This is a genomic window from Nitrospirota bacterium (assembly GCA_026387665.1).
Classification (GTDB): domain Bacteria; phylum Nitrospirota; class Nitrospiria; order Nitrospirales; family Nitrospiraceae; genus Palsa-1315.
The window spans coordinates 330,929-355,779 of sequence record JAPLLG010000007.1 but is presented as its reverse complement, the minus strand read 5'-3'; the positions used below and the strand labels follow the sequence as shown (position 1 = coordinate 355,779).

Here is a 24,851-nt window from a genome sequence, read left to right as displayed (position 1 = left end):
GTCGGCGCGGAAATGTGAGCGCGCCCTATTCCGCCTTGTGTTCAAGAGGGACGGTAACGTGAAAGACGCTGCCCTGGCCCGGCTCGCTATCTACGCCGATGGATCCACCCATTAGATCGACAAGCTGTTGACAGATCGCCAGTCCCAATCCCGTGCCACCGTACTTTTTCGTCGTCGATCCATCGGCTTGCATGAAGGGTTGGAAAATCCTTGTGCAGGCCTCCGGGGCGATGCCAATCCCCGTATCTGCGACAGAAAAGCGCACAGTGACAAGCCGTCTGGTGTTCCCGTTGACGGGCCTTGACGCGACCGGCCTGTCCGGATCGATCGGGTCTTGCCTCTCATCTACTTCCGCGCGGAGCACGATCTCTCCATGCTCGGTAAATTTGATGGCGTTGCCCAGAAGATTGCTCACTATCTGGCACAGTCGATCGGGGTCACCGTGCAGCCATAGCGGCACCTGTTCCTGGATTTGGCAAGCCAATGCTACCCCTTTGAGTTGCGCCCGTTGGCGAAACGGGCTGACGATGTCTTCGAGCAGCTTTTTGACGTCGAAGTCGATCTGTTGCAGCTGCAGCTTGCCGGATTCGATTTTCGAGAAATCTAGGATGTTACTGATGATCGAGAGCAAGGTATCACCCGATGTGCGAATCGCTTCCGCACAGTCACGTTGCTCAGGCGTCAGCTGTGTCTCCATGAGCCATTCGGTCATGCCGAGGACGCCGTTCATGGGCGTCCTGATTTCGTGGCTGACGGTGGCAAGAAATTCCGATTTGAGTCGCGTGCTTTCGAGCGCCGCATCGCGAGCCTGGACCAGGCTCGCCTGGCTGTCCCGCAACTCCTGTACGATCCGGCTCGACCGCACGATGTAGCGGACGCGGTGCGTCAACAGCAGTCCGTTCAGCGGTTTTGTCAGGAAGTCGGTGGCGCCGGCATCGTAGGCCTGTGTGACGGAGTTGTAATCGTCCAGACCGGTCATGATGAGCACGGGGGTGTGTGTTCCCTCTGGAAGTTTTCGGAGGGATGCACAGGTCGTATAGCCGTCCATTTCCGGCATCATGACATCAAGCAGCACGACATCAGGCTGGAGCCGCTGGAAGGCTTCCAGCCCTTCCCGCCCATTCTCAGCTTCTTCGACATTCCATCCGGCGCTCTCCAGGGCTGCGCACGCCAGCAGCCTGTTCACGGCATCGTCGTCCACAACTAAGGCTAGGAGAGTCTCTTTCCGGTCAGGCTTCATCGTGCGCCTTCTTTGTGAGCGTGGCTTGAAAGACGGAGCACACTGCTTCGAAGTCCCGTTCCAATTGCCGAAAGGGTGGTGGGGCATCTTCGATCTGACGACTGAGACCCAGGGCCTCCAGTTCTTTGCAGAGAGCCGCCACGGTCAAGGCCCCCATGGTGGCGCTGCTCGATTTGAGGCGGTGTGCCACAGCGTGGAGTGTCGTCGGGTCGTTCTCTTGGATGGCGTGGCGCAATTGGTCAACGAGTGGCCGGGAATCTTCCAAGTATCTGGCCAGCAGCTTTCCTAGCGGATCGGGGTGTCCTGGCCGCTTCAGCTTTCTGATGGGTTCCCATGCGGTGAAGTCGACTACGTTTGCGGGGTCGACTTGCTCCGTGTGACTCGTCGGGATGGAAGATGCAGCCATGACGTCGGTTGAAGCCGATTCAGCACTGTAGACCGATGAATCGTCCGTCTGGCTAAGCCAACGACTCAATGTGTCATCCAGTTGATCTTGGGTGAACGGTTTGGCGAGATAATCATCCATCTCGGCGGCTAGACACCGTTCCCGATCTCCCGCCATGGCGTGAGCGGTCAGGGCAATGATGGGCACGTGCTTGTCCTGTGCTGCCGCTCTCGTGTTGTGTTCGTCAGGTTTCACGAGAGACGCTTCCCGCTTCCGGATCAGGGCTGTCGCCTCGAACCCGTCCATGTCTGGCATTTGGCAGTCCATCAGAATCAGATCGTACGAAGTTTTCGCCGATAATTCGACGGCTTCACGTCCGGTTTTCGCCACATGTATTTCGTAGCCGGCGAGTTCCAGCATGCCGAGGGCGACTTCCCGGTTGACCGCATTGTCTTCGGCCAGCAGGATTCTGCGGCCCTTACCTCGATTTGGGCGCGGGTGCAGCCGGGCTTGGCGTTCGCGAGGCGCGCCTTCGTGCGAAGAGGCGGCGAGAATTGTTACGAGACAATCGTATAGCTGGGACTGTCTGACCGGCTTGGACAGGGTGTCGAGGATGCCGATTTGCTCGGTTTTGTCCGTTCCTTGTGGGCCTAACGAGGTGAGCAGGATCAAGCGCACATCCCGAATGGCCGCATCGGCTTTGATGGTCCGTGCCAATTCGAATCCATCCATTCCCGGCATCTGCAAGTCGAGGATCGCCACATCGTAGGGATGGCCTTCGTGGATGGCCGCACGCAGGAGGTCTAGGGCCTGCAATCCTGACTCTGCGCTGCTATACGTGGCCCCCCAGGATTGAAGGTGGTGTTCCAGGATCATCCGGTTCGTCGCGTTGTCATCCACGATTAACATCCGTTTCCCTCTGCAGCCGTTCCCAGTTGTGTGCGCAGCCTGTTTCACCTCGGCCGCGATGTGGAAGCGTGCAGTAAACCAGAATGTTGCGCCGTTGCCTTCTACGCTTTCGACACCGATGGCGCCACCCATCATCTGCACGAGCTGGTTCACAATGGCCAGCCCCAGGCCGGTCCCGCCGTATTTTCTGGTGCTCGATCCGTCCGCCTGGATAAATGGTTGAAAGATGCGAGTTTGGGCATCGGGTGAGAGTCCGATGCCCGTGTCCCTCACTTCGAAGCGGAGGAGCACGTCAGTGGCCGTGCTCTCGACCGTGGTGACATGGAGGAAGACCTCTCCTTGCTCGGTGAATTTGATGGCGTTGCCGAGCAGATTCACGAGAATTTGGCGGAGGCGGGACGGGTCGCCTTGCAGGAGAGGGGGCACCGTCTCCGTGATGAGGCAGGCCAGCTCGACGTGCTTTCGTTGCGCCGACTCCGCGAACAGGTCTCCGACTTCCTCGATGATTTGGCGGGGGGTGAAGGGGATGGTTTCCATCTCAAGTTTCCCGGCCTCGATCTTGGAAAAGTCCAGGATGTCGTTAAGAATGTTGAGCAACGTCGCGCCGGCCTGATGTGCGGTTTCCGTCAAGTGCCGTTGCCGGCTGGAGAGGTCCGTCGTGAGGAGCAGCTCGGTCATGCCGAGCACGCCGTTCATCGGCGTCCGGATCTCGTGGCTCATGTTCGCGAGAAACTCGCTTTTGGCTTTACTCGCGGTTTCGGCCGCTTCTTTAGCCCGTCGTAACTCTTCTTCCGCACGCTTGTCCTCGGTCGCGTCGATATGGATCCCCGTCATCCGCGATGCGACACCGTTGCCGTCGCGGGTGACGGCGCCGAGAGAGAGTATCCACCGGTACGAACCGTCTTTATGCCGCAAGCGGAATTCCATGTTGAACCGGTTCTGTGCGCTGCCGATGATTGCGCGGACGGCCTGTTGCGCGCGATCGCGATCGTCGGGGTGCAGATGGGATGCCCATTCCGAGAATTCGTTGACGAATTCGTGGTCTTCATAGCCGAGCTGGCTTTTCCACAACGGCGAAAAATACACGGCCTGGGTGTTGAGATTCCAATCCCAGATCCCGACGTTCGCGCCCTGCACCGTCAACGCGAGCCGTTCTTCACTGGCGCGCAGCGCCTCTTCGTTCCGCTTCTGCTCGACGCCGAGGGAGATGACCTGCGCGACGCGCTCCAGCGCTTTCAGCGCCTGGTCGCTCAGTCGATGCCGAGAAAACAGCGCCAGCACGCCGACCACACGAGTGCCGATCATCAAGGGGTAGCCGGCGAACGCCTGCAGGCCATTTTCCGTGAGCCATGGCTTGTTGGGCAAGCGGTCCTCTGTCAGAACGTCGTTGGTCGTCATCACACCCCCGCCCTGGGCGATCTTGCCGATCTTCAGCACGCCCAGCGGAACCCGGCGGAATTCGCCGTTGAGATTCTCCGAGAGGCCGGCGCTGGCAGCCAGGTGTAAACACTCTGTGCGATTGGTGCAGGCGGCCGCCTTATGACAGTCGTCGCAGAGATCGCTGGGGTTGAGTAGCCAGATGCGGACGAAGGCGGCATCCAGTTGCCGAATCAGCGTGGTTGCGCATTGCTGGAGCGTGGTCGGCAGCGTGGTGCCTTGGACCAGGGCCGAGTTGATCTCTGCGTTCAGCAATGACAGTTGCATCTGCTCGTGCAGTCTTTCATCCCACTTTCTTTTCTCGGAAATATCCCTGATAAAGCCGCTGAAGATTGTTCCCGATGCCAGCTTGAGCGGTGTAATGGCCAGTTCAATCACAAATTCGGTTCCATCGGAGCGCAGCGCAGTAAGCTCCAGGCGCTTCCCTAGCGCCGAGCCTTCACCGGTTGCCAGGTAGTGCTGTAATCCCTGGTCGTGGGCCTCGCGATATTGCGGGGGGACGATGGTGTCCGAGAGCTTCCGCCCGATCACTTCGTGTTTGGTCCATCCCAGGATCTGTTCGGCTTGAGGGTTCCATTCGATAATCCGACCCTGCTCGTCCATGACGACGATGGCATCCAGGGCGGTATTGACGATTGAACGGGTTCGCTCTTCGCTGTCTTGGAGGCTGCGGATAAGTGGTGCGCTGACCCGACGGTTGATCAGCCACCCCACAAGAAAAATTGTGCCGAGGAGGCCCAGACCCAGGCTCCCGAGAAGGTATGCCCGGTTTTTGAGCACGGAGTCGGCTCGCCCTTCGATCTGGCGACGCTCCTTGTCAGCGAGTTGGACGAGTGTGAGAATTTCCAGGCGATGCTGCTCAAAGCGGTTGGTGAGGGGGCCGTACACGAGATTCGTCGCGGTGCGGGTATCCCCGCGTTCTATGGCCGGGAGAAATTCGCGGTTCCATTGTTCGTAGAATTCGTGTGCCAACCGGCCGGACGACCCGGTGAGATTATCCCGCAACGGCCCAGGAGGCAGGCGGACGCGCCATTCGGCTTGCTTGGCAAGGAAATCTTGCTCGAGTTGTTTGAATCGTGCGACGAGGGCTTCTTGTTTCTCGGCTGGGGCACTCAGCAGTTCCAGCGTCACGAGGTAAGAGTCCACGATGTACAGTGGAGGCGGGAGTGCATCGGCTGCCAGGTCCTTGGTCCGGACAATTTGGGTATAGAGCGGTCCATCAATCTGCACCGTCGTGACCGTATCGTACACCGCGAGGGTGAATCCCCCTGTGGCGATGGCCGCGACACCGACAAGTACTGTAAGCCGGTGTTTGAATGATTGGGGCTCCGCCTTTGAGGCAAGCGTGTTCTGTGAGTTCATGCGGCTTCCTCAATGAGAACAGAAAGAGGCGATTGGCTTATTGCTTAGTAGATACCTTATCGGAGGAGAGACACTGGAGCTGAATCTGCACTATCCACAGGCTCCAGTTCGCAGGCCAGCTCCTCATCGTCCGGTGGCTGCCGCATGGTAATGATTCTAAGCGTTGGGGCTCGGCCGAGCCGCCACTGTTTTCGATGCGAGTGGAATGGTTATGCTAACGGAGGAAGGTGCTGCCGTGGACAGCGTTGAATTCTTAGGGATAAGTTGCTTCGATTTTACTGGATAGCCCGCCGCGCGCCGTAAATTCGCCTGTGACGCGTGCCTGGACCGGCCGACAGGCCTTCACGATATCGTGCAGGATGCGGTTGACGGCGTTTTCGTAGAAGATGCCGAGATTTCTGTAGGCATGGAGATACATTTTCAGCGACTTCAGCTCTAGGCATTTTTTGCCTGGTTTGTAATGCAGGGTAATGGTGCCGAAGTCCGGGAGGCCCGTTTTCGGGCAGATAGCGGTATACTCAGGAATCTCGATGGTGATCTCGTAGCCCTTGTATTGGTTCGGGAAGGTCTCAATGTCCGGCAGGGGGGCCGTGATGCCGCTCTTGGCATGGCGCTCGTCATAGCCAAGCTTGGTCGTCGTGGATTTTCTTTTTACTGTTTTACGTTTCACGTTTTACGCCTCACGTCTTTCTAGACTTGTTTCATCCATTCCAGCTGGCCGATTTTTTCCAATTGAATGTAGAGGGTGACCCAGGGGCAGGTCATCTCTGGGTACACCTCGCAGAAGCCCCCCTTGCGCACGCCTCCACAGGGGCCGTGGCTCATGAACTTCGGGCACTCGGCCTTGAGCGACCCGTCGGGAATCGGGGGGCGCTTATGGACTCCGCCGGCCTGCTGCGCGCTGTCGTCTTCCCCTGGGATCATTACGCGTGTTGGCATAGAAGGTTAGTCTAGACAGATTTTGCGGAATCGGCAATCTCTCTCTCATGCTGTGCCGCGGGTTGCTGGTTCTGATTTAATGCGGAAATATTGCCAAAACGCCGGTTGTTAGGGCGAATGGCCTACGGGCCGGTGATGCGCTAGGCCTTCTTTTTGGCACGGTGGGCCTTCTGTGAAGTTGTGTTGATTATCAGGAAGTTATAGAATTTTACCGTGCGCATGTGGTTCGAGGATGTGCCGACGTTTCTCATTGACAGTCTTTTTTGGGCTTTGCTACCATACAAATTCGTTTGACTGTCTATGCGCGGGTCGGTTCTGTTTTTCCAACCTCGACTTCCTGCGGGTTTGTTGCACATAACCGCGTCTTTCCGACAGGCAACGGATTTCCGTTGCAACGATAGAGGGAGGTGTTCCGATGAGTCTTGATTATGTAAAATTTTCCGGTGGCTTTGAGAAGTTCATGCCCAAAGAATATCGGGACATGGTCGAGCATGGCCCCTTTGGCAAGAAGATTTCTGTCTCCCAAATGGGGAGCTTCAAGGAAATTCTTGAAGAGCATCCGATGTGCGCCGGTTGCGCGATGACCCTGTTCATCCGGCTGGCGATCATTGCCTTCCCCAACCCGGAAGACACCATCACCGTCGGCACGGCAGGCTGCGGACGGTTGGCGATTTCGCAGGCGGCGATCCCTTTTGTGTACGGCAACTACGGCGACCAGAACGGTGTCGCGAGCGGACTGTCTCGTGGCTTGCGGCTGCGGTTCGGCGACAAGCCGAAAGATGTGGTGGTCATTGCGGGAGACGGTGGCACGGCCGACATCGGTTTCCAGCAGGTCCTCCATTCCTGGTTCCGCAAGGAGCGGTTCACCACGATCATGTTGGACAATGAAGTGTACGGCAACACCGGCGGCCAGGAGAGCGGGATGACCAACCGTGGCGCCGTATTGAAGATGGCCCCCTTGGGCAAGAAGTTCGAGAAGATGGACATGTTGCAGATGGCGAAGGTGGCCGGCTGTGCCTACGTGGCGACGGTCGTCCCGAACAATCCCCGCCGCGTCGAGAGCGTCATCAAGAAAGCCGTGTTGATCGCCCGCGAAGTGGGCTCCACCTACATTCAGGCTTACACCTCCTGTAACATTGAGTATGCGATTCCGACCGACAAGGTCATGGAAGACGCGAAGAACGTCGAGAACGACCGGTATCAGTTCACGGAATATGTGAGCGAAGAGGCCAAGCAGTATCTGGCCGAGCGGTATGGCTACAAGGAATTTCTTCCGAAGCCGGCTGCTCCTGCCGCCGCAATTCCAACCAAGGCTTAAGCGACCCAGAGGGAGACTCGGATATGGCAAAGCGCTTCAACATTCGGATGGCGGGGGTCGGTGGTCAAGGTGTCGTGACGGGGTCACACATTCTGAGCACCGCGGTGATCCAGGCCGGCGGCGAAAGCACGATCGTCCCATTTTATGGGTCGGAAAAGCGGATGGCCCCGGTTGAGAGCTATGTCCGCGTGTCGGATGAGCCGATCTATGAGATCGGGGAGATCACCTTCCCGCACATCATCATCATCTTCCATCCGCAGGTCATTACCCACGGCAAGTCCTATACGATGCCCTTCTACTTCGGATTGAAGGAAGACGGGATTGCGCTGATCAACAACGACGGCCCGATGTCGCTGCATAAGGATCAGGCCCGTGAATTGGAAGAACGCCGCGCGAAGCTCTATTACTTCCCTGCCACCAAGTTGTCCCTCGAAGTCTCGGGCATGGATCTCTGCACGAATATGGCCCTGATGGGCTGCATTGGCGCCATCACGGGGCTGACCACGGTTGAAGCGCTGGAGCAGTCGGTGAAGGACCGGTTCCTGGGCAAGGGATTTGTCGTCTCCGGAGGAACCGCGGCCTTGGACAGCGTCGTCGAGCGGAAGTTCAAAAAGAAGCAGGAATTGATCGATAAAAATGTGGCGGTGATTCAGGCCGGCTGGAACTATGCGGTCGATCACGGTTGGGCTGCGCCGACAGTGAAACGGTCGGAAGCCAGTGCGACCGTAGGGGCCTAACCAGGATTTAGCACGAAGGAGTCACCATGTATCTGGTAGCCGATATCGATGTTTCAATATGCGCCGAGAAGAGCTGCAAGCTCTGCACGCAATATTGTCCTGAAGCGAACACCATTCAGTACAGCGAAGAATTGGGCAAGTCCAAGGGCTTTAAGTACGGCTCGGCCTATGTGGCGGTGGATCGCTGCAAGGGCTGCGCGCAGTGCGTGTGGGTTTGCGACAATATGGCGAAAAACAATGCCATCAAGATGATCATGATCGATCAATTGCCGCTGGCCGCCGTCACCGACAACATTCGGTATGAAGAAAAGTCGACTATTGTGACCCTGTCCAATCCGATGGTTGTTATAGGTAATTAGGGAGGTACGGGAGTGGCAACGACGCCTGATACACGAGAACGCATCATTGTTCCTGGTCCAGCCGGATTCCATCCGCCGTCGGCGGCTCAGTTAGGAGTCGCGCTGCCTGACCCGGGCGAAGGGCTTTTCTACGGATTGCTGGAGCCCAACGAAGATAAGGTCATCGAAGAGATGGCCCGTAAAATGCTGACCAGCCCCAACGCCACGATTTTCCCGGGCCCCTTGGTCCTCTGGGCGTGGAACGAGCATGCCGTCGAAAAAGCCAAAGCCGTGCTGGAGATCGCCGCTCAGATTCCGAACGTCATGATCATCCCCATGCCGGACTATCGTCCGAAGTATCCGAAGATCGATCCGGAAGAGGTCATCAATCCGAACCACCCGAATCTCACGATTTGGGGCAATAAGATTGAGGCCTGCATTTTCATCGGCGTGCATTGTCATTACGCCAACTTGACCTTGAAAATGATTCGCGCGGGCACGAACTGCCTGACGATGGCGATCTGCGCGGAGCAGGGCCATGAAGATGCGATGCTGACGATCCGGGATTCGGACATCATCAAGCTGAGAAAGACCGCGCAGGTCTTTAAGCGGGTGCGCGAAGAAATGGGCATCAAGCTGCCGGAAAACGGCGAGAACGTGCGCTTTACCGGTACGCAATCGAGGGTGCATGGCGGAAAAACTCACACGAATCCCCTCACTTTTGCGCCCGTGACGGTGGGCGTTGCCGGCGCGGCTGCCTTCGGCCATTCCGCCGAGCAGATGAAGCGTGAAGGCTAAGGACAGTCGAACAGCACAGGCGATATAGCCGAGAGGTGTCACAATGAGCGAAACAGTTAAAGCCCCAGAAACGACAAGCCAACCGGCCGATTCAGCCGTGGCCGCCGCCAAGCCGGCCGCCCGGAAAGATCCCCATGCCGAAGCCAAGCGGCAGCGGGTGGTGACGCCGGAATATCTGTTCCTCGAGGCCCCGCGTACGAAAGAGTTCATTACGGGCAGCGAAGCGGCGAAGGAAGCCATTCGGCGATCCAACGTCGATTTGGCCATCGCTTATCCGATCACGCCGCAGAGTGAAACGATGCAGCTCGTGGGCGTGCTCTATGGCGAAGGCTATGTGAAAGAATATTACCGCGGTGAAGAAGAGGTCGGCGTGATGGCGGCGATTGCCGGCGGATCACGAGCCGGCGTCCGTTGCTACACGGCGACGGCCGGTCCCGGCACGTTGCGCGGCTTGGAAGGCATCGCCTCCTGGCCTGGTCACCGGTTGCCGGTGGTCGCGATGTTCACCTGCCGCGTCGTCAACGCCCCGTTGGCCATTCAGCCGGACAATATCGAAGTGGCCTACCTGTTGAACTGCGGCATGATCGTGTTCCATGCCGAGAACCAACAAGATATGTACGATTTCACCTTGGCGGGCTTCACGATCAGCGAAAAGAACGATGTGACGCTGCCCGTCGGTGTCTGCTGCGACGGGTTCTTCGTGACCCACGCCCGTGGCTATGTCCGCATGCAGGACCGCAGCATGAAGCTGCCTCCTCGCGAAGCCTGGCGCGGCGCGGTCCCGGTGCTCGATGCGGAGAATCCTCCCGCCCGTTTGTCCCGCGACGCCCCGGTGCAGAAGTCGAACTTCATGGCGTACAACATCCATGCGGTGTGGCAGCAGGAAGTCTGGGCGGCGGTCGAACGGTCCCGCAAATATATCAATCAGTATATGGGCGGATTGCTCACGGCCGAGAATGTGGAAGGTGCCGAGGCGGTGATCATCGCTTCAGGCAGCGCCGCGGCTCAGTCGAGGGAAGCGGTTCGTATTTGCGCGGAAAAGGGCATCAAGATCGGTTTGATCAAGATCCGGTCGCTCCGCCCGTTTCCGACGCAGGAATTGCGGGCGCTCTGCGGAAATGCCAAGCTCATCGTGGTGCCTGAGTTCAACTATGTCGGCTGGTTGGCGAAGGAAGTGGCCACCGCGATTTACGGATTCTCCAAGGCGAAGATCATCGGTGGACCGCGAGTGTACGGCGGTCAGTCGATGCCTGTGGAGTTGATCGTGGACGAAGTCGAGTCCGGGTTGACCGGGAAGAAGTCGACCAACGTCGCCCAGTCTTCGGTCATGGGCGGAGCCGTCAATCAGGATGACGTCGCGCACTTTATGCGCAGCATCTAGTCGGTCGCGAAAGAAATAAAGAGCCCGTCAGGCCTGAAAACCTGACGGGCTCTTTTGTTTCCGAAAACGAGATATGCTTCACGAGCGGCGAACGACGGGTTAGCCTTGCAGCTCGTCCTGCACCAGGTCTTCGGTTTCCGGCATCCCGTAGGCCACGTATTTGGCGTAGGAGAGATAGATCATCGCGCTGTCTCTCATGGCCTTGGAGCCTTGCGACAAACGGAAGACTTGCTCCGGACTGTGGGCTGTAGCCGTACCCATCGTCTCTACGTGGCTCTGGAGGAGTAGGGTAAACCGCTCCATGGAGTTCTCGACTTCTTTGTAGGCCAATAAAATTGCGTCTGTCATGGTTGTCCTCCTAATCATCATCAGCTTACACTATGCCCATGCAACCCTTCAATGAGCAGAAGCCCTCGAGTTTGTCACCGCTAGTGGTGAAGATCTTATCGAAGGTACCACTTGAGCGGGACCTTCAGGGTGAGGCTTTGGCCCAGGCGGTCCTGAACCTGTCACGTTTGTTTACGACCGCGCGAGCCACCTTGGCGCCAGGCTATCTGGATGATCCGGCTCACGCCGCCGCCTATCGGGCTTACTTTCTTCCCGTAAACCTCTCTAAGGTCCAGGTTCTATTGGATGAATTGCCGAGCGACAATGCCGCGGGAGCGTCGGACCGCCCCATGGCGGTGCTGGACCTCGGTTGTGGCCCAGGGACTGGAAGCTTGGCCCTGCTGGATTGGTTGTGGCATCGCAATCCGGAGCGGGCGAAGTCTCTGTCTGTGTTGGCGTCCGACTCCTCCCCGGCTCCATTGCAGGAGACGAAGAAATTATGGGAGGCCTATTGCCAGGAGGTTGGGATCGCCAGCGCAGGTCTTCGGTGTCTCGGGGGCAATCTGGAACATCCGCTCAAGGGCGATCTCGGTAAGCAGATTGCGAAGGGGGGCCCCTACGACCTCATTATCATGGCAAACTGCCTCAATGAATTGTTTGCGGCCGCGTCCGATCCCCCGGCAGAACGGGCTGCGGTTGTTGGGCAGCTTCTGCCGTTTCTCGCACCACAGGGCACGATCATGATCATCGAACCGGCGTTGCGGCAGACGGCCAGAGCCTTGCACCAAGTACGCAATCACCTGCTCAAACAGGGCCTCTGCACGGTCTACAGTCCGTGCCTGCATGAGGGGGCCTGTCCTGCGTTAGACCATCCTGATGATTGGTGTCATGAGGAGCGACCCTGGCAGCCGCCTCCTGCGATTGCCGCCATCGATCAGAAGGTGGGGTTTATTAAAGATGCGCTGAAGTTTTCCTATCTGTTGTTACGCACAGACGGCCGTACTATTGTGCCGCGGAGTCCTCAGACTTTTCGGGTTGTGAGCGAACTACGGGAATTGAAGGGCGATACCAGAGCCTGGCTCTGCAACGAGCTGGGCCGATCGGAGATCGGGCGACTTGATCGGGCAGCCTCCGCGACCAATGCGGCATTGAAAGTCTGTCATCGCGGAGCGATTATTCGGCTCGACGGGGTAACGCGGAAAGAAGGATCGACGCTGGGACGGATACCGGCAGAGGGAACAGTGGAGCTGATCAGGCCAGCCTGAATGGGGCTAATCCGCTTCTGGTTCTGAGTTCCCGTGCCGATGCGAGACCCGGTCTTCGTCGAACATCTCGGCCATCTCCGCGGCGATCATGTCGCGGTCGTTGGGCACCGACACGAGCGGGATTTCTTTTCTCGTTTTCGGCGCGCTCTCGGCTGCGGGAGATTCTGGGGTCTTGGCTGGAGTTTTTGGTGTGTCAGTCATAAGTAAAGTATACACGAGGATGAGGGTAAAAAGGGGAGTTACTCAAAAGCTTCCAGGGATGAGCGCTCCGGGAATGTTTGCTGGCAAGTCGTACAGGTCAGGAAGTAGATGGATTCCCGGACGGACATGGTGATGCGGAAATTGAGGCTCACGCCCCGTTGGTTGCAGGTCGGGCAGGACATTTCTTTGAGCCGGTAGGGAATATCCGGCTGGGTGCGCTGGTAGAACTCCATGTCCGTATAGATGGGGAAGCTGTAATGGCACTTCCTGCAGACGCCGCGCCATTCACCGTCCGATTGCATGAACCGCCGGTCGACTCCAAAGTTCGACTCCTTGCAAATGGCGCAGGGGACGGTTTTCAGTCTGGTTTCGACTTCTTCAACGGTCAGGCTGGGCATTGAGTCGGCTCCTTGTGCAAGGTTCTGCAACGGTATGTGTTCAGTATAGCGTTCATGCGGAAGTGATCGCAACGGGATAAGATTCGGACTCCTTCTTGAACTGGCAGAGGTGCTGCCGATACTGAGGCTACGATGCATTTTATTACCGAGACCCTCCTGGTTGGAAATATCAACGACATAAGCCAGCCGCCACCACAGATCAATGTGGTGCTGCAGGTTGCGGCTGAGTTTACGGCACAGCCGCCCAGACGGTTGTTATCTGGCAGGGTTCCCTTTTCTGAGTATGCCGAAGCTGAGCCGCTGTTATTGGATCAGGCGGTGAGCTGGGTTGAGCAACATCATCCAGGCAATCGGGTGATCGTCTGCTGCCGTGCCGGGATGGGCCGGTCTGTATCGGTCGTGATGGCCTATCTCTGCTGTGTGCAGGGCATGACCTATGCTGAGGTCTTGAAGTTAGTGATGGCGCGACGCCCCGGTGCCACGCCCCTTCCCAAGCTTGAAGATGCGATCAAGCAGGTGCGCCTCCTTCGCGAGGCTCGCGCGAAGGACAAGCAGGGCTCCGTGTCACATCCAGCCTCTAGCTCGTAATCCCGTACAAGGATCTCTTTCAATGCCGGAATTGCCAGAAGCAGAAGCCGTTGCCAGGCAGATACGAGCCCGTCTTCTCGGCGCGCAGTTGAATGACTGTGTGGTGGGGCGGGCGGATATTGTCCGGGAAGGGCTGTCCACGCTTTCCTGGTATCGGGGCGCAAGGCTGGAAGATGTGGAGCGATACGGCAAGAGCGTGGCGCTGGGGTTCAGAAAAGAGGGCGAGCTCAGGTATATCGTCGCGGAGCTTGGCATGACGGGGCTTCTGCTCTTTCATGCCACGCAGACGAGACATCCGCAGCATGTGCATGTCCGCTTGTCGTTTACAGGGGGACGGGAATCGGAACTGCGCTATTGGAATCCCCGGCGGTTCGGACGGATGTCCTTGCTCGATCAGACGGGGCTCGAGGCCTATCGCGCGCGCCGTTTCGGAGTCGATCCCCTTACCGTGTCGCGCGAAGAGTTCGTTCGTCTCCTGCAAGCCAGGCGGGGACGGCTGAAGCCACTCTTGATGCATCAGCAAGTCATCGCGGGGATCGGGAATATCTACGCGAACGAAATTCTCTTCCGCGCCAGACTCCATCCGAACCGCGAGGTGGCGAGGCTGCGTGAGACGGCGATGATCCGGCTTTACGACACGATGCAGGCAGTGCTGCGCGAGGCGATTGCCTGTGGTGGCTCAAGCGTCAAGGACTTCTTCGCGCCGGATGGCACAGAAGGCCAATACAAGAGCTGTCATCTCGTCTATGGCAAGGAAGGGCAGCCCTGTCCGAACCGTTGCGGGAGGGTAATTCGCCGTCTCCAAAGCGAACGCAGCTCATTTTTTTGTCCGGTTTGCCAGGCTAATCGTCTTTCATGATAATTCGTATTTTGGCCCTGCGAGGTGCGCCAGGCAGCACGTTGTATATTGCTCTATGGTTTCAACCATTTAGGCATATGTGTCGTTCGTTGTCCTCGCCGATAGGCCTTTTGAACCAATGGGCTTAGTTCCTCTGGCGTATTGAGTCATCCAGCTGATTTCGTTAGAATCCTCCTCCTTTACAATTTGTTCCTCACCATTCTGTCTGAAGGAGTGACGTCATGGCGAAGGTGCTCGAAGGTCCCGGGATGGGGCTGATGAAAAAGTGGGGTATCACGGTCCCCAACTATGTCGTCGTCACCTCGGTTGACGAACTGACGAAACTCGGCCAAGCCAATGAATGGCTGAAGAAATCCAAGCTGGTCGTGAAGGCGCATGAAGCGCTCGGCTCCCGGTTCAAGCTCGGCCTGGTGAAGGTCGATCTGGATTTTAAGGGGGCGGAAGCGGCGGCGAAGGAGATGCTCGGCCGCCAGGTGGGCAGCATCACCGTCACGCAAGTGATTGTGTCTGAAATGATTCCGCACAAGGAAGAATATTATTGTGCGGTGAAGTCCACCCGCGAAGGGACGGACATTCTGGTCGCCAATTGCGGCGGCATCGAAGTCGAATCGAATTGGGAGCGTGTGAAACGTCTGGCCCTGGAAGTCGGGCAGCAGCCCTCGGCGGAGGCGCTTGAGAAGGTGGCCAAGGAGGCGGGCTTTACCGGCCCATTGGTCAAGAAGATGGCCGATTTTGCCGGCAAGATGTTTACCTGCTTCGACAGCGAAGATGCGCAGTATCTGGAAGTGAACCCCGTCGTCCTGCGCGAGCAGGATGGCGAGTTGATTGCCTTGGATGCGGTCACGCTGCTCGATGGCGACGCCAAGTTCCGGCATCCCGATTGGAACTTTGCCTTTGCCGCAGAATTCGGCCGCGCCTATTCCAAGCATGAGATGGAAGTCATGGCGGTCGATTCCAAGATCAAGGGCTCGGTCAAGTTTATCGAGATCCCTGGCGGCGATACGGCCATGCTTCCGGCCGGCGGTGGCGCCAGTGTCTATTATTCCGATGCAGTCGTTGCCCGTGGCGGCAAGCTTGCGAACTATGCCGAGTACTCCGGTGATCCGCCGGACTGGGCAGTCGAAGTCTTGACCGACAAGGTCTGCTCGTTGCCCGGGATTAAGAACATCATCGTCGGCGGGGCGATTGCCAACTTTACCGACGTGAAGAAGACGTTTGGCGGCATCATCAATGGATTCCGCAAGGCGAAGTCCGAGGGGAAGCTCAAGGGCGTCAAGATCTGGGTGCGTCGCGGTGGCCCGCGTGAGAAGGAAGGGCTCGATGCGATGCGCGCGCTCAAAGACGAAGGATTTGACATCAACGTCTTCGACCGCAACACGCCGTTGACCGATATCGTCGACAAAGCGCTACAAAAACAGTAACGAGTGCTGAGGCCTGAGTGCTGAGTAGTAAGAACTGCTCTTCAACTCAGCACGCAGCACTTAGCACTCAGCACTGAAAGAAGAGGGAGATCCCGATGAGTATCCTGGCGAATAAAGATACCTATGTGGTCATTCAGGGCGGCGTCGCCGGCGTCAACGCCGCGCGCCGGATGGCCGAGTTCTGCTACCTGATCAAACGCTCGCTGAACGTTCTGGCCTTCGTCTATCCGCCTGACGCAGGCAAGAGCCATGAGATCCCCTATGGCAGCGGCTTAGTGGCCGTTCCCATCTATAAGACCGTCGGGGAAGCCACCAAGAACCATCCCCAGATCAATACCAGCCTCGTCTACATCGGCGCGGATCGGGCCATGAAGGGCGGGATGGAAGCCTTGGACGATTCCCACATCAAAGTAGTCTCCATGATCACCGAGGGTGTGCCGGAAAAAGACGCCAAGATCCTGGGGCGCCATGCGACCAAGCTCGGGAAGGTCTTCAACGGTCCTTCGTCGATCGGGATCGTCTCAGCCGGCTCCTGTCGGCTCGGTGTCATTGGCGGCGCATTCGACAATCTGGTGCTCTCGAAGCTCTACCGCGAAGGTTCGTTCGGCGTTATCACCAAGTCTGGCGGCCTCTCCAATGAAATCATCTGGATCTGTTCGCAGTTTGCCGACGGCATCACGACGGCCATCGGGATCGGCGGCGATGCCTATCCGGGCACCGACTATGTCAGCTACTTGGAAATGTTCGAAAACGATCCGCAGACGAAGGCGGTCGTCATCGTCGGCGAAATGGGCGGCGATCTCGAAGAGCGGGCAGCCGAATGGTACGGGGCCAAGAAGCGGCGGGTGAAGTTGATGGCCGTCGTCTCCGGTTTCTGCCAGGAAAGTTTGCCGAAGGGCATGAAGTTCGGTCACGCCGGCGCGAAGGAAGGGTTGAAGGGCGAAGGATCGGCCCGTGCCAAGTCCGATGCGTTGAAGAATGCCGGCGCGATTGTGCCTGCGACGTTCGGCGCCTTGGGGCCTGCGATCAAAGAAGCCTATCAAGAGATGTTGAAGTCCGGTCTGGTCAAGGCGCCGGTTGAGCCGGCCTCCTTGCCGAAGTTGCCGAAGACGGTTGAAGAGGCCATGAAGGCTGATGAAGTGATGGTGGCCCCGCTGATCCGCACGACCATCAGCGACGACCGGGGCGATGAACCCTGCTACGACGGCTATCCGGCTTCCGAGCTCATCAACAAGGGCTACGAGATCCCCCATGTCGTGGGACTCTTGTGGGACAAGCGGCTCATTTCCAAACAGGAAGCCGAAATCATCAAGCGCATCATGATGCTCTCGGCCGACCATGGGCCCTGCGTCAGCGGCGCCTTGGGGACGATCATCGCGGCCTGCGCCGGGATCGGGATGTCCCAGTCGGTGGCAGCAGGCTTGATCATGATCGGCCCCCGCTTTGGCGGCGCTGTGACCGATGCAGGCCGGTTCTTTAAGTATGCCGTCGACAACAAGATGACGGTGGATGAATTCCTCGTCTATATGAAGAAGAACCATGGCCCGGTCCCTGGGATCGGCCATCGCGTCAAGAGCTTGCGTAATCCGGACAAGCGGGTGAAGGAGCTGGTCGGGTACGTCAAGAGCTTGAATACGAAGACCCCCTGCCTGGATTTCGCGCTCGAAGTGGAAAAGGTTACCTCGGTGAAGAAGGACAATTTGATTCTCAACGTGGACGGCACGATGGCGGCGGTGCTCGTCGATATCGGATTCCCGGTCGACAGCTTGAACGGCTTCTTCATCCTCTCGCGCACGATCGGATTGATCGGCCATTGGGTGGATCAGAAGCGTCAGGACAGCCGCCTGATCCGGCTGTTCGATTACCTCGTCAACTATGCGGCGCCCAAACGGCGCGAAGTGCCGCCGCTCAAGTAATGACAATTTCTAATTTTAAATTGTCAATTTTAAATTGAGGTCACTATGTCGATGGATCTAGCCAAAAATTTGTATGCGAAGATGCCTGCCGTGTTTGCCAAGGCCAGAAAGCAGTTCGGCCGCGGGTTGACGTTGGCGGAGAAAGTGCTGGTTTCGCACGCTGATAATTTCGATACGCAGACCTGGGAGCGCGGCAAGGCGATGCTGTCTCTGCGTCCGGATCGCGTGGCGATGCAGGATGCGACGGCCCAGATGGCCATTTTGCAGTTCATGCAGGCCAACAAGAAGCAGGCGGCCGTGCCGAGCACCATCCATTGCGACCACTTGATTCGCGCCGAAATGGGCTCCGAGAAGGACCTGCTCCGCGCCATGGACGAGAACAAGGAAGTCTATAATTTTCTCGCTTCGGCTGCGAAGAAATACGGGATCGGTTTTTGGAAGCCTGGCGCTGGCATCATCCATCAAGTCGTGTTGGAGAATTATGCTTTTCCCGGCAGCTTGATCATCGGCACGGATTCGCACACGCCGAACGGCGGCGGGTTGGGTGGCTTGGCCATTGGCGTCGGTGGCGCGGATGCCGGCGAAGTCATGGCCGGCTTGCCCTGGGAAGTGCTCCATCCGAAGCTGATCGGCATCCGATTGACCGGCAAGTTGAGCGGCTGGGCCTCGCCGAAAGACGTGATTCTCTATCTCTGCGGTTTACTCACGGTCAAAGGCGGAACGAACAAGATCGTCGAGTACTTCGGCCCCGGCGCCGAAACCATCAGCGCAACCGGCAAAGGCACCATTTGTAATATGGGTGCTGAGTTGGGCGCCACGACGTCGGTGTTCCCCTTTGACCAGAAGATGGTCGCCTATTTGAACATCATGGACCGTGCGGATCTGGCCAACCTGGCCATCTCTCACAAAGAGTCGCTCGTGGCGGATCCAGAAGTCTATCAATCGCCGGAGAAGTACTACGATCAGATTGTCGAAGTGGACCTCTCGAAGCTGGAGCCCCATGTGGTCGGCCCTCATACGCCGGATCTCGCGCGACCCATCTCCAAGATGGCAGCCGAAGCGAAGGAAAAGGGTTATCCGCTCGAGGTGAAGGCGGCCCTCATCGGCAGCTGCACGAATTCCTCGTACGAAGACATCAGCCGGTCGGCGCACATTGCCCAGCAGGGGTTGAAGGCGGGCCTCAAGGCCAAGGCCTCGTTTCTCGTCTCGCCAGGTTCCGAGCGCATCTATCACACGATGAAGCGCGACGGATTTCTGGAGACTTTCGAGCAGTTGGGCGGCACGGTCCTTTCGAATTCTTGCGGCCCCTGCATCGGTCAGTGGAAGCGCGCTGACGGAGTGAAGGGCAAGGCGGATTCGATCGTCAGTTCCTTCAATCGGAATTTCCCAGGCCGCAACGACGGCATCAACGAAACCCTGTCGTTCCTCGCCAGTCCGGAAGTGGTGACGGCCTATGCGCTGTCCGGCGATTTGGGATTCGATCCGGTTAACGGCACCCTCAAGGGTGCCGACGGAAAAGAATTCAAATTGCAGCCCCCGCAGGGTGAAGAGCTGCCGGCGAAGGGATTTGCCAAAGGCGATGAAGGGTTTGTGGCTCCGGCAGAAAACGGCGATGGACTCACGGTCGATATTCCTCCGACCAGCGAGCGGCTGCAGCTTTTGCAGCCCTTTCCCCGGTGGGACGGCAAGGACTTCGAGAAGTTGCCGCTCTTGATCAAGACCAAGGGCAAAACCACGACGGACCATATTTCTCCAGCCGGACCCTGGCTGAAGTTCCGCGGTCATCTCGACAAGATCAGCGACAACATGTTCCTGGGCGCCAACAATGCGTTTTCGCCCGAGCCAGGCAAGGGGACCAATGTCCTCACTGGCGAGTCGAATCTGACCATCGCGCAGATCGCCCGGGCCTACAAGGCCAAGGGGATCGGCTCCATCGTTGTCGGGGACGAGAATTACGGAGAGGGCAGCAGCCGCGAACATGCCGCCATGTCGCCGCGCTTCCTCAATGTGAAAGTCGTGCTGACCAAGAGCTTCGCCCGCATCCACGAGACGAATTTGAAGAAACAGGGGATCTTGGCGTTGACCTTCGCTGACCCGAAGGATTACGAGAAGATTGAGCAACAGGACCGCATCAGCGTGACGGGGTTGAACAATCTGACTCCCGGCAAACCGGTGCAGGTGACGATACATAAGACGGATGGCACTTCGCTCACCATCCAGGCGAACCACAGCATCACCGAACAGCAGATTGCGTGGTTCAAGGCTGGTTCAGCATTGAATGCGCTGAACTGACAACGAGCTAGAAGAGGAAAACCCATGACGACCAAGGCATCCAGGATTATTTACACCAAGACCGATGAAGCGCCCATGTTGGCGACCTATTCGTTTCTCCCGATCATCAATGCCTTCAGCAAGGCGGCCGGTGTATCGGTGGAGTTGCGGGACATTTCGCTGGCCGGGCGTATTATCGCCTTGTTCCCCGATTACTTGACGCCTGCGCAGAAGCAGGCGGACGACCTGGCAGAGTTGGGCGCGCTGGCCAAGCAGCCGGAAGCCAATATCATCAAGCTGCCGAACGTCAGCGCCTCGCTGCCTCAGTTGCAAGCGGCCATCAAGGAACTGCAGAGCCAGGGTTATAAGCTTCCGGATTACCCGGAGAATCCGAAGGACGACAAAGAGAAGGACGTGAAGACCCGCTACGATAGAGTGAAGGGTAGCGCCGTCAATCCGGTATTGCGCGAAGGTAACTCGGATCGCCGCGCACCCCTCTCCGTGAAGGCCCACACGAGAAAGCATCCGCATAAGATGGGGGCCTGGAGCCCGGATTCCAAGACCCATGTTTCCCATATGAAGGGCGGAGATTTCTACTCGAACGAAAAGTCGATGACGACGACGGCGGCGACCGATGCGAAGATTGAGTTTGTCGGCCAGGACGGCGCGACCACGGTGCTCAAGCCGAAAGTGGCGCTGCAGGCCGGGGAAGTCATCGATGCGACGTTCATGAGCAAGAACGCCTTGCGCCGGTTCATCGAGGAGCAGATCGAGGATGCCAAGAAGCAGGGGGTCCTGTTTTCGATCCACCTGAAAGCCACCATGATGAAGGTCTCGGACCCCAAGATCTTTGGTCATGCGGTGACGGTGTTCTATAAAGACGTGTTTGAAAAGTATGGCGAGACGCTCAAGAAGCTGGGCGTGGACCCGGACAACGGTCTCGGCGACCTCTATGCCAAGATCAAAGCCTTGCCGGAAGATCAGCGCAAGGCAATCGAAGCCGACATTCAAGCGGTCTATCAGAAGCGGCCTCCGATGGCGATGGTGAATTCCGACAAGGGCATCACCAATCTGCATGTGCCCAGCGACATCATCATCGATGCCTCCATGCCGCCGGTCATTCGCGACAGCGGCAAGATGTGGGGGCCTGACGGCAAGGCGGCGGACGCCAAGTGCGTGATCCCCGATGCCAGTTATGCCACGGTCTATCAGGAGGTTATCGACTTTTGTAAGAAGCATGGCGCGCTCGATCCGAAGACGATGGGCAGCGTGCCCAATGTCGGTTTGATGGCGCAGGCGGCGGAAGAATATGGTTCGCACGACAAGACCTTCAAGGTTCCAGGCAACGGCACGATCCGTGTGGTGGATGCGGCCGGCAAGGCCTTGCTTGAACATAAGGTGGAAGAGGGCGATATCTGGCGCATGTGCCAGGTCAAGGATGCCCCGATTCGTGATTGGGTCAAGCTGGCGGTGACTCGCGCGCGGGCGACCGGCGCTCCGGCGATTTTCTGGCTGGACAAGGCGCGCGCGCACGATGCGCAATTGATCGCGAAGGTGAACCAGTATTTGAAAGATCACGATACGACGGGCCTCGACATCCGGATCATGAATCCGGCCGATGCCACGCGTCTGTCGCTGGAGCGGATCAAGGAAGGCAAAGACACGATCTCCGTCACGGGGAACGTGTTGCGCGACTATCTCACGGACCTCTTCCCGATTCTCGAAATCGGGACCAGCGCCAAGATGTTGTCGATCGTTCCCCTGCTGAATGGCGGCGGGCTCTTCGAGACCGGAGCCGGCGGCTCCGCGCCGAAGCATGTGCAGCAGTTCCAAGAGGAAGGTTATTTGCGGTGGGATTCGCTCGGTGAATTTCTCGCGCTGGCTGCGTCGCTGGAGCATTTGGCAAAAGTGGCCAACAATCCGGCCGCCAAGATGTTGGCAGACACGCTGGACCAGGCCAACGCGAAGTTCCTGGAGAGCAACAAGTCTCCCGCCCGCAAGGTGGGCGAGATCGACAACCGCGGCAGTCATTTTTATCTCGCGTTGTACTGGGCACAGGCCTTGGCCCAACAGACGCAAGACAAGAATCTGCAAGCGCGTTTTGTGAAAATTGCCAAGGAGATGGCGGACAACGAGGCCAAGATCAATGCCGAGTTGCTCGCGGCGCAAGGCAAGCCGGTCGATGTCGGGGGATATTATCACCCCGATGACGCGAAGGCTGCAAAAGCGATGCGCCCCAGCGCGACGTTGAATGCCATCGTGGATGCGATTGCTTAGGAAAGCTTTCAGCGGTCAGCTATCAGCGATGAGCTAACGGGAAAAGTTCGATAGCTCAAAGCTGATGGCTGATAGCAGATTTTGGAGACCATGGCGCAAGAAGACAAAGAGAATATCATTGATCAGCCGGAAGTCCTCCGGCACAAGATGGTCACGGTCGAGATCGCCGGCAAGAAGTACGAAGTGCCGGAGGGGATCACAATCATCAAGGCCCTCTGGTATTCTGGCCAGGAAGTCGTCCGTGGGGCCGGCTGTCTCGGCGGGTTCTGTGGCGCTTGCGCTGCCTACTATCGGACTAAGGACGATCCGAAAGTGCGGACCTGTCTAGCCTGCCAAATGGCGGTGCAGGACGGCATGTCGATCACGATGATGCCTCCGTTTCCGGCCCGGAAGGCTACCTACGATATTCGGACGCTCAAAGACCCCAAGCAAGATCTCTTCAACCTCTATCCCGAAGCGCCGCTCTGCCGGAATTGCAACGCCTGCACCGAGGCCTGCCCGCAGAAGATCGATGTGCGGGAGGGGGTCTGGAAAGCCGTGTTTGGAGATTTCAAAAGCGTCTCCGAGATGTTCATGGATTGCGTGATGTGCGGGATGTGTACGCCGGTTTGTATCGCGGACATCGCTCCCAACCTCGTGGCCCTCTATGTGAGCCGGGCGCAGGGGGCTCATTTCACCGAGAAGCCGGTGGGGCTGGATATCCGCATCAAAGAAATCCAGGACGGCCGTTTCAACGACGAATGGACCAAGCTCCTCAAGATGAACGAGAAAGAACTGGCCGATCACTGCGCGACGGTCAAATAGCCGCAACAAGACTGCTTCCCCTTTTACCCAGAGGTTTCAGACGTGGACATCCATGCGCTTCAACAGATTGTGCACCAGACGCGGGATGCTCGACGCAAGCAGACCCTTCCCAAGTTTTCCCCCGCTGAACGAGATCAACTGATCCATAAGTATCATCCTGATTTTCGGGAGAGCGCCTTTCGTCCGCTCCGTTTTGGTCCCAATGCCGGGGACAAGACGGCGATCGAGCTGGCGACCTTGTTGGAAGGAGACAGCTCCGTGACCGATGGGTTCGATCTGACGCCGGACTATACGACCGATGTGTTGGTGGTGGGTGGCGGAGGAGCGGGTTGTGCAGCGGCGCTCCATGCCCATGCAGCAGGCGCCAAGGTCATGCTGGCGACCAAGCTTCGTCTCGGCGACTCCAACAGTGTGATGGCTCAGGGCGGCATGCAGATTTCGGTCGCGCCGGAAGACTCGCCCGTTACCCACTTCGTGGACACGCTCAAGGGCGGCCACATGCAGAACGACCATCAGCTGCTCAAGGTGATGGTGGAGGAAGGTCCTTCGATTGCGAAATGGCTCTTGAGCCTGGGCGTCCTGTTCGATCGCGACGGGGACGGCAACCTCCATGTGAAAAAAGGCGGCGGCAGCTCGAAGCCGCGCCTCCTGACCTGTTCGGACTACACAGGCCTTGAAATCATGCGGGTGCTCAAGGACGAGGTGCTGAATCAGAACATCCAGCTGCTCGAGTTCTGCGCCGCGGTCGAGTTGACGAGCGATGAAAATGGCAACTGTACCGGGGCGATCTTCAAAGACCTCGACAATCACCGTGACGTCGTCGTGGCGGCCAAGTCCGTCATCTTGGCGACAGGCGGAATCGGACGGCTCCACATCCAGGGATTTCCAACCAGCAATCACTATGGCGCGACCGGCGACGGCCTCTGCTTATCCTATCGGCTGGGCGCAAAGCTCGTGCACATCGATACGTTCCAGTATCACCCGTCCGGTGCCGTTTATCCCGAACAGCTCATCGGGGCTTTGGTCACAGAGGGGATTCGTTCCGAAGGCGGCCATTTGGTCAATGCGAAGGGGGAGCGGTTCGTCAACGAGCTGGATACCCGCGATGTCGTGTCCGCGTCGATTATTCGGGAATGTGAAGAGGGGCGCGGTATCCGCACCATGTCCGGCCGCGTCGGCGTCTGGCTCGATACGCCGTTGCTCGATGCCGTGCAGGGCCCCGGGACGATGGAGAAACATTTCCCGGCGATGATGTTGCAGTTCGAGCGGTTCAACATCGATATCAGCAAGGATCCCGTGCTGATTTTCCCGACGCTGCATTATCAGAACGGCGGGGTGAAGATCGATACGAATTCTGAAACCAACGTGAAGAATCTGTTCGTGGCGGGAGAAGCATCGGGCGGATTGCACGGCCGCAACCGGTTGATGGGGAACTCCCTGCTCGACCTGATGGTGTTTGGAAAACGGTCCGGGTTGGCGGCTGCGGCTCGCGCCGCATCTATGCCGCAAGGAAAGTTGACGGTTGGGCATCTGAAGGGGTTCCGCGCCGAAGCCAAGAAGCATGGCAGCGCGAGCGGAGTCGTGTCCCCCATGATCCTGCCGCCGTATACGCGTAAAGAATAAAGAGCCTATGGCCTATAGCTGATGGCGTATGGCAAGAAGCCGCAACGCCGTCAGTCT

At 57.9% G+C, this 24,851-nt stretch carries 21 protein-coding genes; 14 read left to right on the top strand and 7 right to left on the bottom strand.

What is annotated here, in order from left to right; genetic code table 11:
* Positions 1-25: 25 nt before the first annotated feature.
* From NT179_05975 to NT179_05960, 4 genes are all read right to left on the bottom strand, one after another.
* Entirely contained in the window at positions 26-1,240 is a 1,215-nt protein-coding gene (locus NT179_05975) for an ATP-binding protein (GenBank protein MCX5721562.1), read from the bottom strand.
* Positions 1,230-5,333: a PAS domain S-box protein gene (locus NT179_05970; protein ID MCX5721561.1), complete on the bottom strand. Its 4,104-nt coding sequence runs from the start codon at positions 5,331-5,333 to the stop codon at positions 1,230-1,232. Before NT179_05970 ends, NT179_05975 begins: the two co-directional genes overlap by 11 nt.
* Before the next feature lie 253 nt (positions 5,334-5,586).
* The gene (gene queF / locus NT179_05965; protein ID MCX5721560.1) at positions 5,587-6,003 is read right to left on the bottom strand and encodes a preQ(1) synthase; all 417 of its coding nucleotides are present in this window, start codon (positions 6,001-6,003) and stop codon (positions 5,587-5,589) included.
* Positions 6,004-6,023: 20 nt separating this feature from the next.
* Positions 6,024-6,272 (bottom strand): methylenetetrahydrofolate reductase C-terminal domain-containing protein, encoded by a 249-nt coding sequence (locus NT179_05960; protein ID MCX5721559.1) that lies wholly within the window; start codon positions 6,270-6,272, stop codon positions 6,024-6,026.
* Positions 6,273-6,687: 415 nt separating this feature from the next.
* Here NT179_05960 and NT179_05955 point away from each other — a divergent pair, with 415 nt between their 5' ends.
* From NT179_05955 to NT179_05935, 5 genes are read left to right on the top strand one after another with little or no spacing between them, the layout of a single operon-like run.
* Entirely contained in the window at positions 6,688-7,590 is a 903-nt protein-coding gene (locus NT179_05955) for a thiamine pyrophosphate-dependent enzyme (GenBank protein ID MCX5721558.1), read from the top strand.
* 23 nt (positions 7,591-7,613) lie between these two features.
* The gene (locus NT179_05950; protein MCX5721557.1) at positions 7,614-8,327 is read left to right on the top strand and encodes a 2-oxoacid:acceptor oxidoreductase family protein; all 714 of its coding nucleotides are present in this window, start codon (positions 7,614-7,616) and stop codon (positions 8,325-8,327) included.
* Between the two features lie 26 nt (positions 8,328-8,353).
* The gene (locus tag NT179_05945; GenBank protein MCX5721556.1) at positions 8,354-8,686 is read left to right on the top strand and encodes a hypothetical protein; all 333 of its coding nucleotides are present in this window, start codon (positions 8,354-8,356) and stop codon (positions 8,684-8,686) included.
* Positions 8,687-8,698: 12 nt separating this feature from the next.
* Positions 8,699-9,463 (top strand): 2-oxoglutarate:ferredoxin oxidoreductase, encoded by a 765-nt coding sequence (locus NT179_05940; GenBank protein MCX5721555.1) that lies wholly within the window; start codon positions 8,699-8,701, stop codon positions 9,461-9,463.
* Between the two features lie 43 nt (positions 9,464-9,506).
* Complete coding sequence (locus NT179_05935; GenBank protein ID MCX5721554.1) at positions 9,507-10,844, top strand: ferredoxin oxidoreductase; 1,338 nt, start codon at positions 9,507-9,509, stop codon at positions 10,842-10,844.
* A 99-nt stretch (positions 10,845-10,943) separates the two neighbouring features.
* On the opposite strand, the gene NT179_05930 is transcribed toward NT179_05935, so the two are convergent.
* Entirely contained in the window at positions 10,944-11,192 is a 249-nt protein-coding gene (locus NT179_05930; GenBank protein ID MCX5721553.1) for a hypothetical protein, read from the bottom strand.
* A gap of 32 nt (positions 11,193-11,224) precedes the next feature.
* On the opposite strand from NT179_05930, the gene NT179_05925 reads away from it, so the two are divergent.
* Entirely contained in the window at positions 11,225-12,436 is a 1,212-nt protein-coding gene (locus NT179_05925) for a hypothetical protein (protein ID MCX5721552.1), read from the top strand.
* A 6-nt stretch (positions 12,437-12,442) separates the two neighbouring features.
* Here NT179_05925 and NT179_05920 read toward each other — a convergent pair whose 3' ends face one another.
* Both NT179_05920 and NT179_05915 read right to left on the bottom strand, forming a co-directional pair.
* Positions 12,443-12,637: a hypothetical protein gene (locus tag NT179_05920; protein MCX5721551.1), complete on the bottom strand. Its 195-nt coding sequence runs from the start codon at positions 12,635-12,637 to the stop codon at positions 12,443-12,445.
* Positions 12,638-12,675: 38 nt separating this feature from the next.
* Positions 12,676-13,035: a hypothetical protein gene (locus NT179_05915; GenBank protein MCX5721550.1), complete on the bottom strand. Its 360-nt coding sequence runs from the start codon at positions 13,033-13,035 to the stop codon at positions 12,676-12,678.
* A 132-nt stretch (positions 13,036-13,167) separates the two neighbouring features.
* Between NT179_05915 and NT179_05910 the strand changes: the two genes are divergently transcribed.
* The 8 genes from NT179_05910 (at position 13,168) to NT179_05875 (ending at position 24,794) form a co-directional block, all read left to right on the top strand.
* A complete protein-coding gene (locus NT179_05910) occupies positions 13,168-13,623 on the top strand; it encodes a dual specificity protein phosphatase (GenBank protein ID MCX5721549.1) in 456 nt (151 codons plus the stop codon).
* A 22-nt stretch (positions 13,624-13,645) separates the two neighbouring features.
* Positions 13,646-14,482, top strand: a complete 837-nt coding sequence (gene mutM / locus NT179_05905) for a bifunctional DNA-formamidopyrimidine glycosylase/DNA-(apurinic or apyrimidinic site) lyase (GenBank protein ID MCX5721548.1) — start codon at positions 13,646-13,648, stop codon at positions 14,480-14,482.
* A 221-nt stretch (positions 14,483-14,703) separates the two neighbouring features.
* Positions 14,704-15,903 (top strand): ATP citrate lyase, encoded by a 1,200-nt coding sequence (locus tag NT179_05900; protein ID MCX5721547.1) that lies wholly within the window; start codon positions 14,704-14,706, stop codon positions 15,901-15,903.
* 95 nt (positions 15,904-15,998) lie between these two features.
* Positions 15,999-17,819 carry an ATP citrate lyase gene (locus NT179_05895; protein ID MCX5721546.1) on the top strand — a complete coding sequence of 607 codons (1,821 nt, stop codon included), beginning with the start codon at positions 15,999-16,001 and terminating at the stop codon, positions 17,817-17,819.
* A 45-nt stretch (positions 17,820-17,864) separates the two neighbouring features.
* Positions 17,865-20,111, top strand: coding sequence for an aconitate hydratase (locus NT179_05890; GenBank protein MCX5721545.1), 2,247 nt, complete (start codon positions 17,865-17,867; stop codon positions 20,109-20,111).
* A 24-nt stretch (positions 20,112-20,135) separates the two neighbouring features.
* On the top strand, positions 20,136-22,367 hold the full coding sequence (locus NT179_05885) for an NADP-dependent isocitrate dehydrogenase (protein ID MCX5721544.1): 2,232 nt from the start codon (positions 20,136-20,138) through the stop codon (positions 22,365-22,367).
* 90 nt (positions 22,368-22,457) lie between these two features.
* Positions 22,458-23,171 carry a 2Fe-2S iron-sulfur cluster-binding protein gene (locus NT179_05880; protein ID MCX5721543.1) on the top strand — a complete coding sequence of 238 codons (714 nt, stop codon included), beginning with the start codon at positions 22,458-22,460 and terminating at the stop codon, positions 23,169-23,171.
* Positions 23,172-23,213: 42 nt separating this feature from the next.
* Complete coding sequence (locus tag NT179_05875; protein MCX5721542.1) at positions 23,214-24,794, top strand: FAD-binding protein; 1,581 nt, start codon at positions 23,214-23,216, stop codon at positions 24,792-24,794.
* Positions 24,795-24,851 lie beyond the last annotated feature (57 nt).

Coding starts and splice junctions, on each gene's coding strand:
- NT179_05885 (MCX5721544.1), top strand. CDS start 20,136: ATGACGACCAAGGCATCCAGGATTATTTACACCAAGACCGATGAAGCG.
- NT179_05915 (MCX5721550.1), bottom strand. CDS start 13,035: ATGCCCAGCCTGACCGTTGAAGAAGTCGAAACCAGACTGAAAACCGTC.
- NT179_05955 (MCX5721558.1), top strand. CDS start 6,688: ATGAGTCTTGATTATGTAAAATTTTCCGGTGGCTTTGAGAAGTTCATG.
- NT179_05920 (MCX5721551.1), bottom strand. CDS start 12,637: ATGACTGACACACCAAAAACTCCAGCCAAGACCCCAGAATCTCCCGCA.
- NT179_05900 (MCX5721547.1), top strand. CDS start 14,704: ATGGCGAAGGTGCTCGAAGGTCCCGGGATGGGGCTGATGAAAAAGTGG.
- NT179_05935 (MCX5721554.1), top strand. CDS start 9,507: ATGAGCGAAACAGTTAAAGCCCCAGAAACGACAAGCCAACCGGCCGAT.
- NT179_05925 (MCX5721552.1), top strand. CDS start 11,225: ATGCCCATGCAACCCTTCAATGAGCAGAAGCCCTCGAGTTTGTCACCG.
- NT179_05895 (MCX5721546.1), top strand. CDS start 15,999: ATGAGTATCCTGGCGAATAAAGATACCTATGTGGTCATTCAGGGCGGC.
- NT179_05970 (MCX5721561.1), bottom strand. CDS start 5,333: ATGAACTCACAGAACACGCTTGCCTCAAAGGCGGAGCCCCAATCATTC.
- NT179_05880 (MCX5721543.1), top strand. CDS start 22,458: ATGGCGCAAGAAGACAAAGAGAATATCATTGATCAGCCGGAAGTCCTC.
- NT179_05910 (MCX5721549.1), top strand. CDS start 13,168: ATGCATTTTATTACCGAGACCCTCCTGGTTGGAAATATCAACGACATA.
- NT179_05930 (MCX5721553.1), bottom strand. CDS start 11,192: ATGACAGACGCAATTTTATTGGCCTACAAAGAAGTCGAGAACTCCATG.
- NT179_05890 (MCX5721545.1), top strand. CDS start 17,865: ATGTCGATGGATCTAGCCAAAAATTTGTATGCGAAGATGCCTGCCGTG.
- mutM (MCX5721548.1), top strand. CDS start 13,646: ATGCCGGAATTGCCAGAAGCAGAAGCCGTTGCCAGGCAGATACGAGCC.
- NT179_05960 (MCX5721559.1), bottom strand. CDS start 6,272: ATGCCAACACGCGTAATGATCCCAGGGGAAGACGACAGCGCGCAGCAG.
- NT179_05950 (MCX5721557.1), top strand. CDS start 7,614: ATGGCAAAGCGCTTCAACATTCGGATGGCGGGGGTCGGTGGTCAAGGT.
- NT179_05975 (MCX5721562.1), bottom strand. CDS start 1,240: ATGAAGCCTGACCGGAAAGAGACTCTCCTAGCCTTAGTTGTGGACGAC.
- NT179_05945 (MCX5721556.1), top strand. CDS start 8,354: ATGTATCTGGTAGCCGATATCGATGTTTCAATATGCGCCGAGAAGAGC.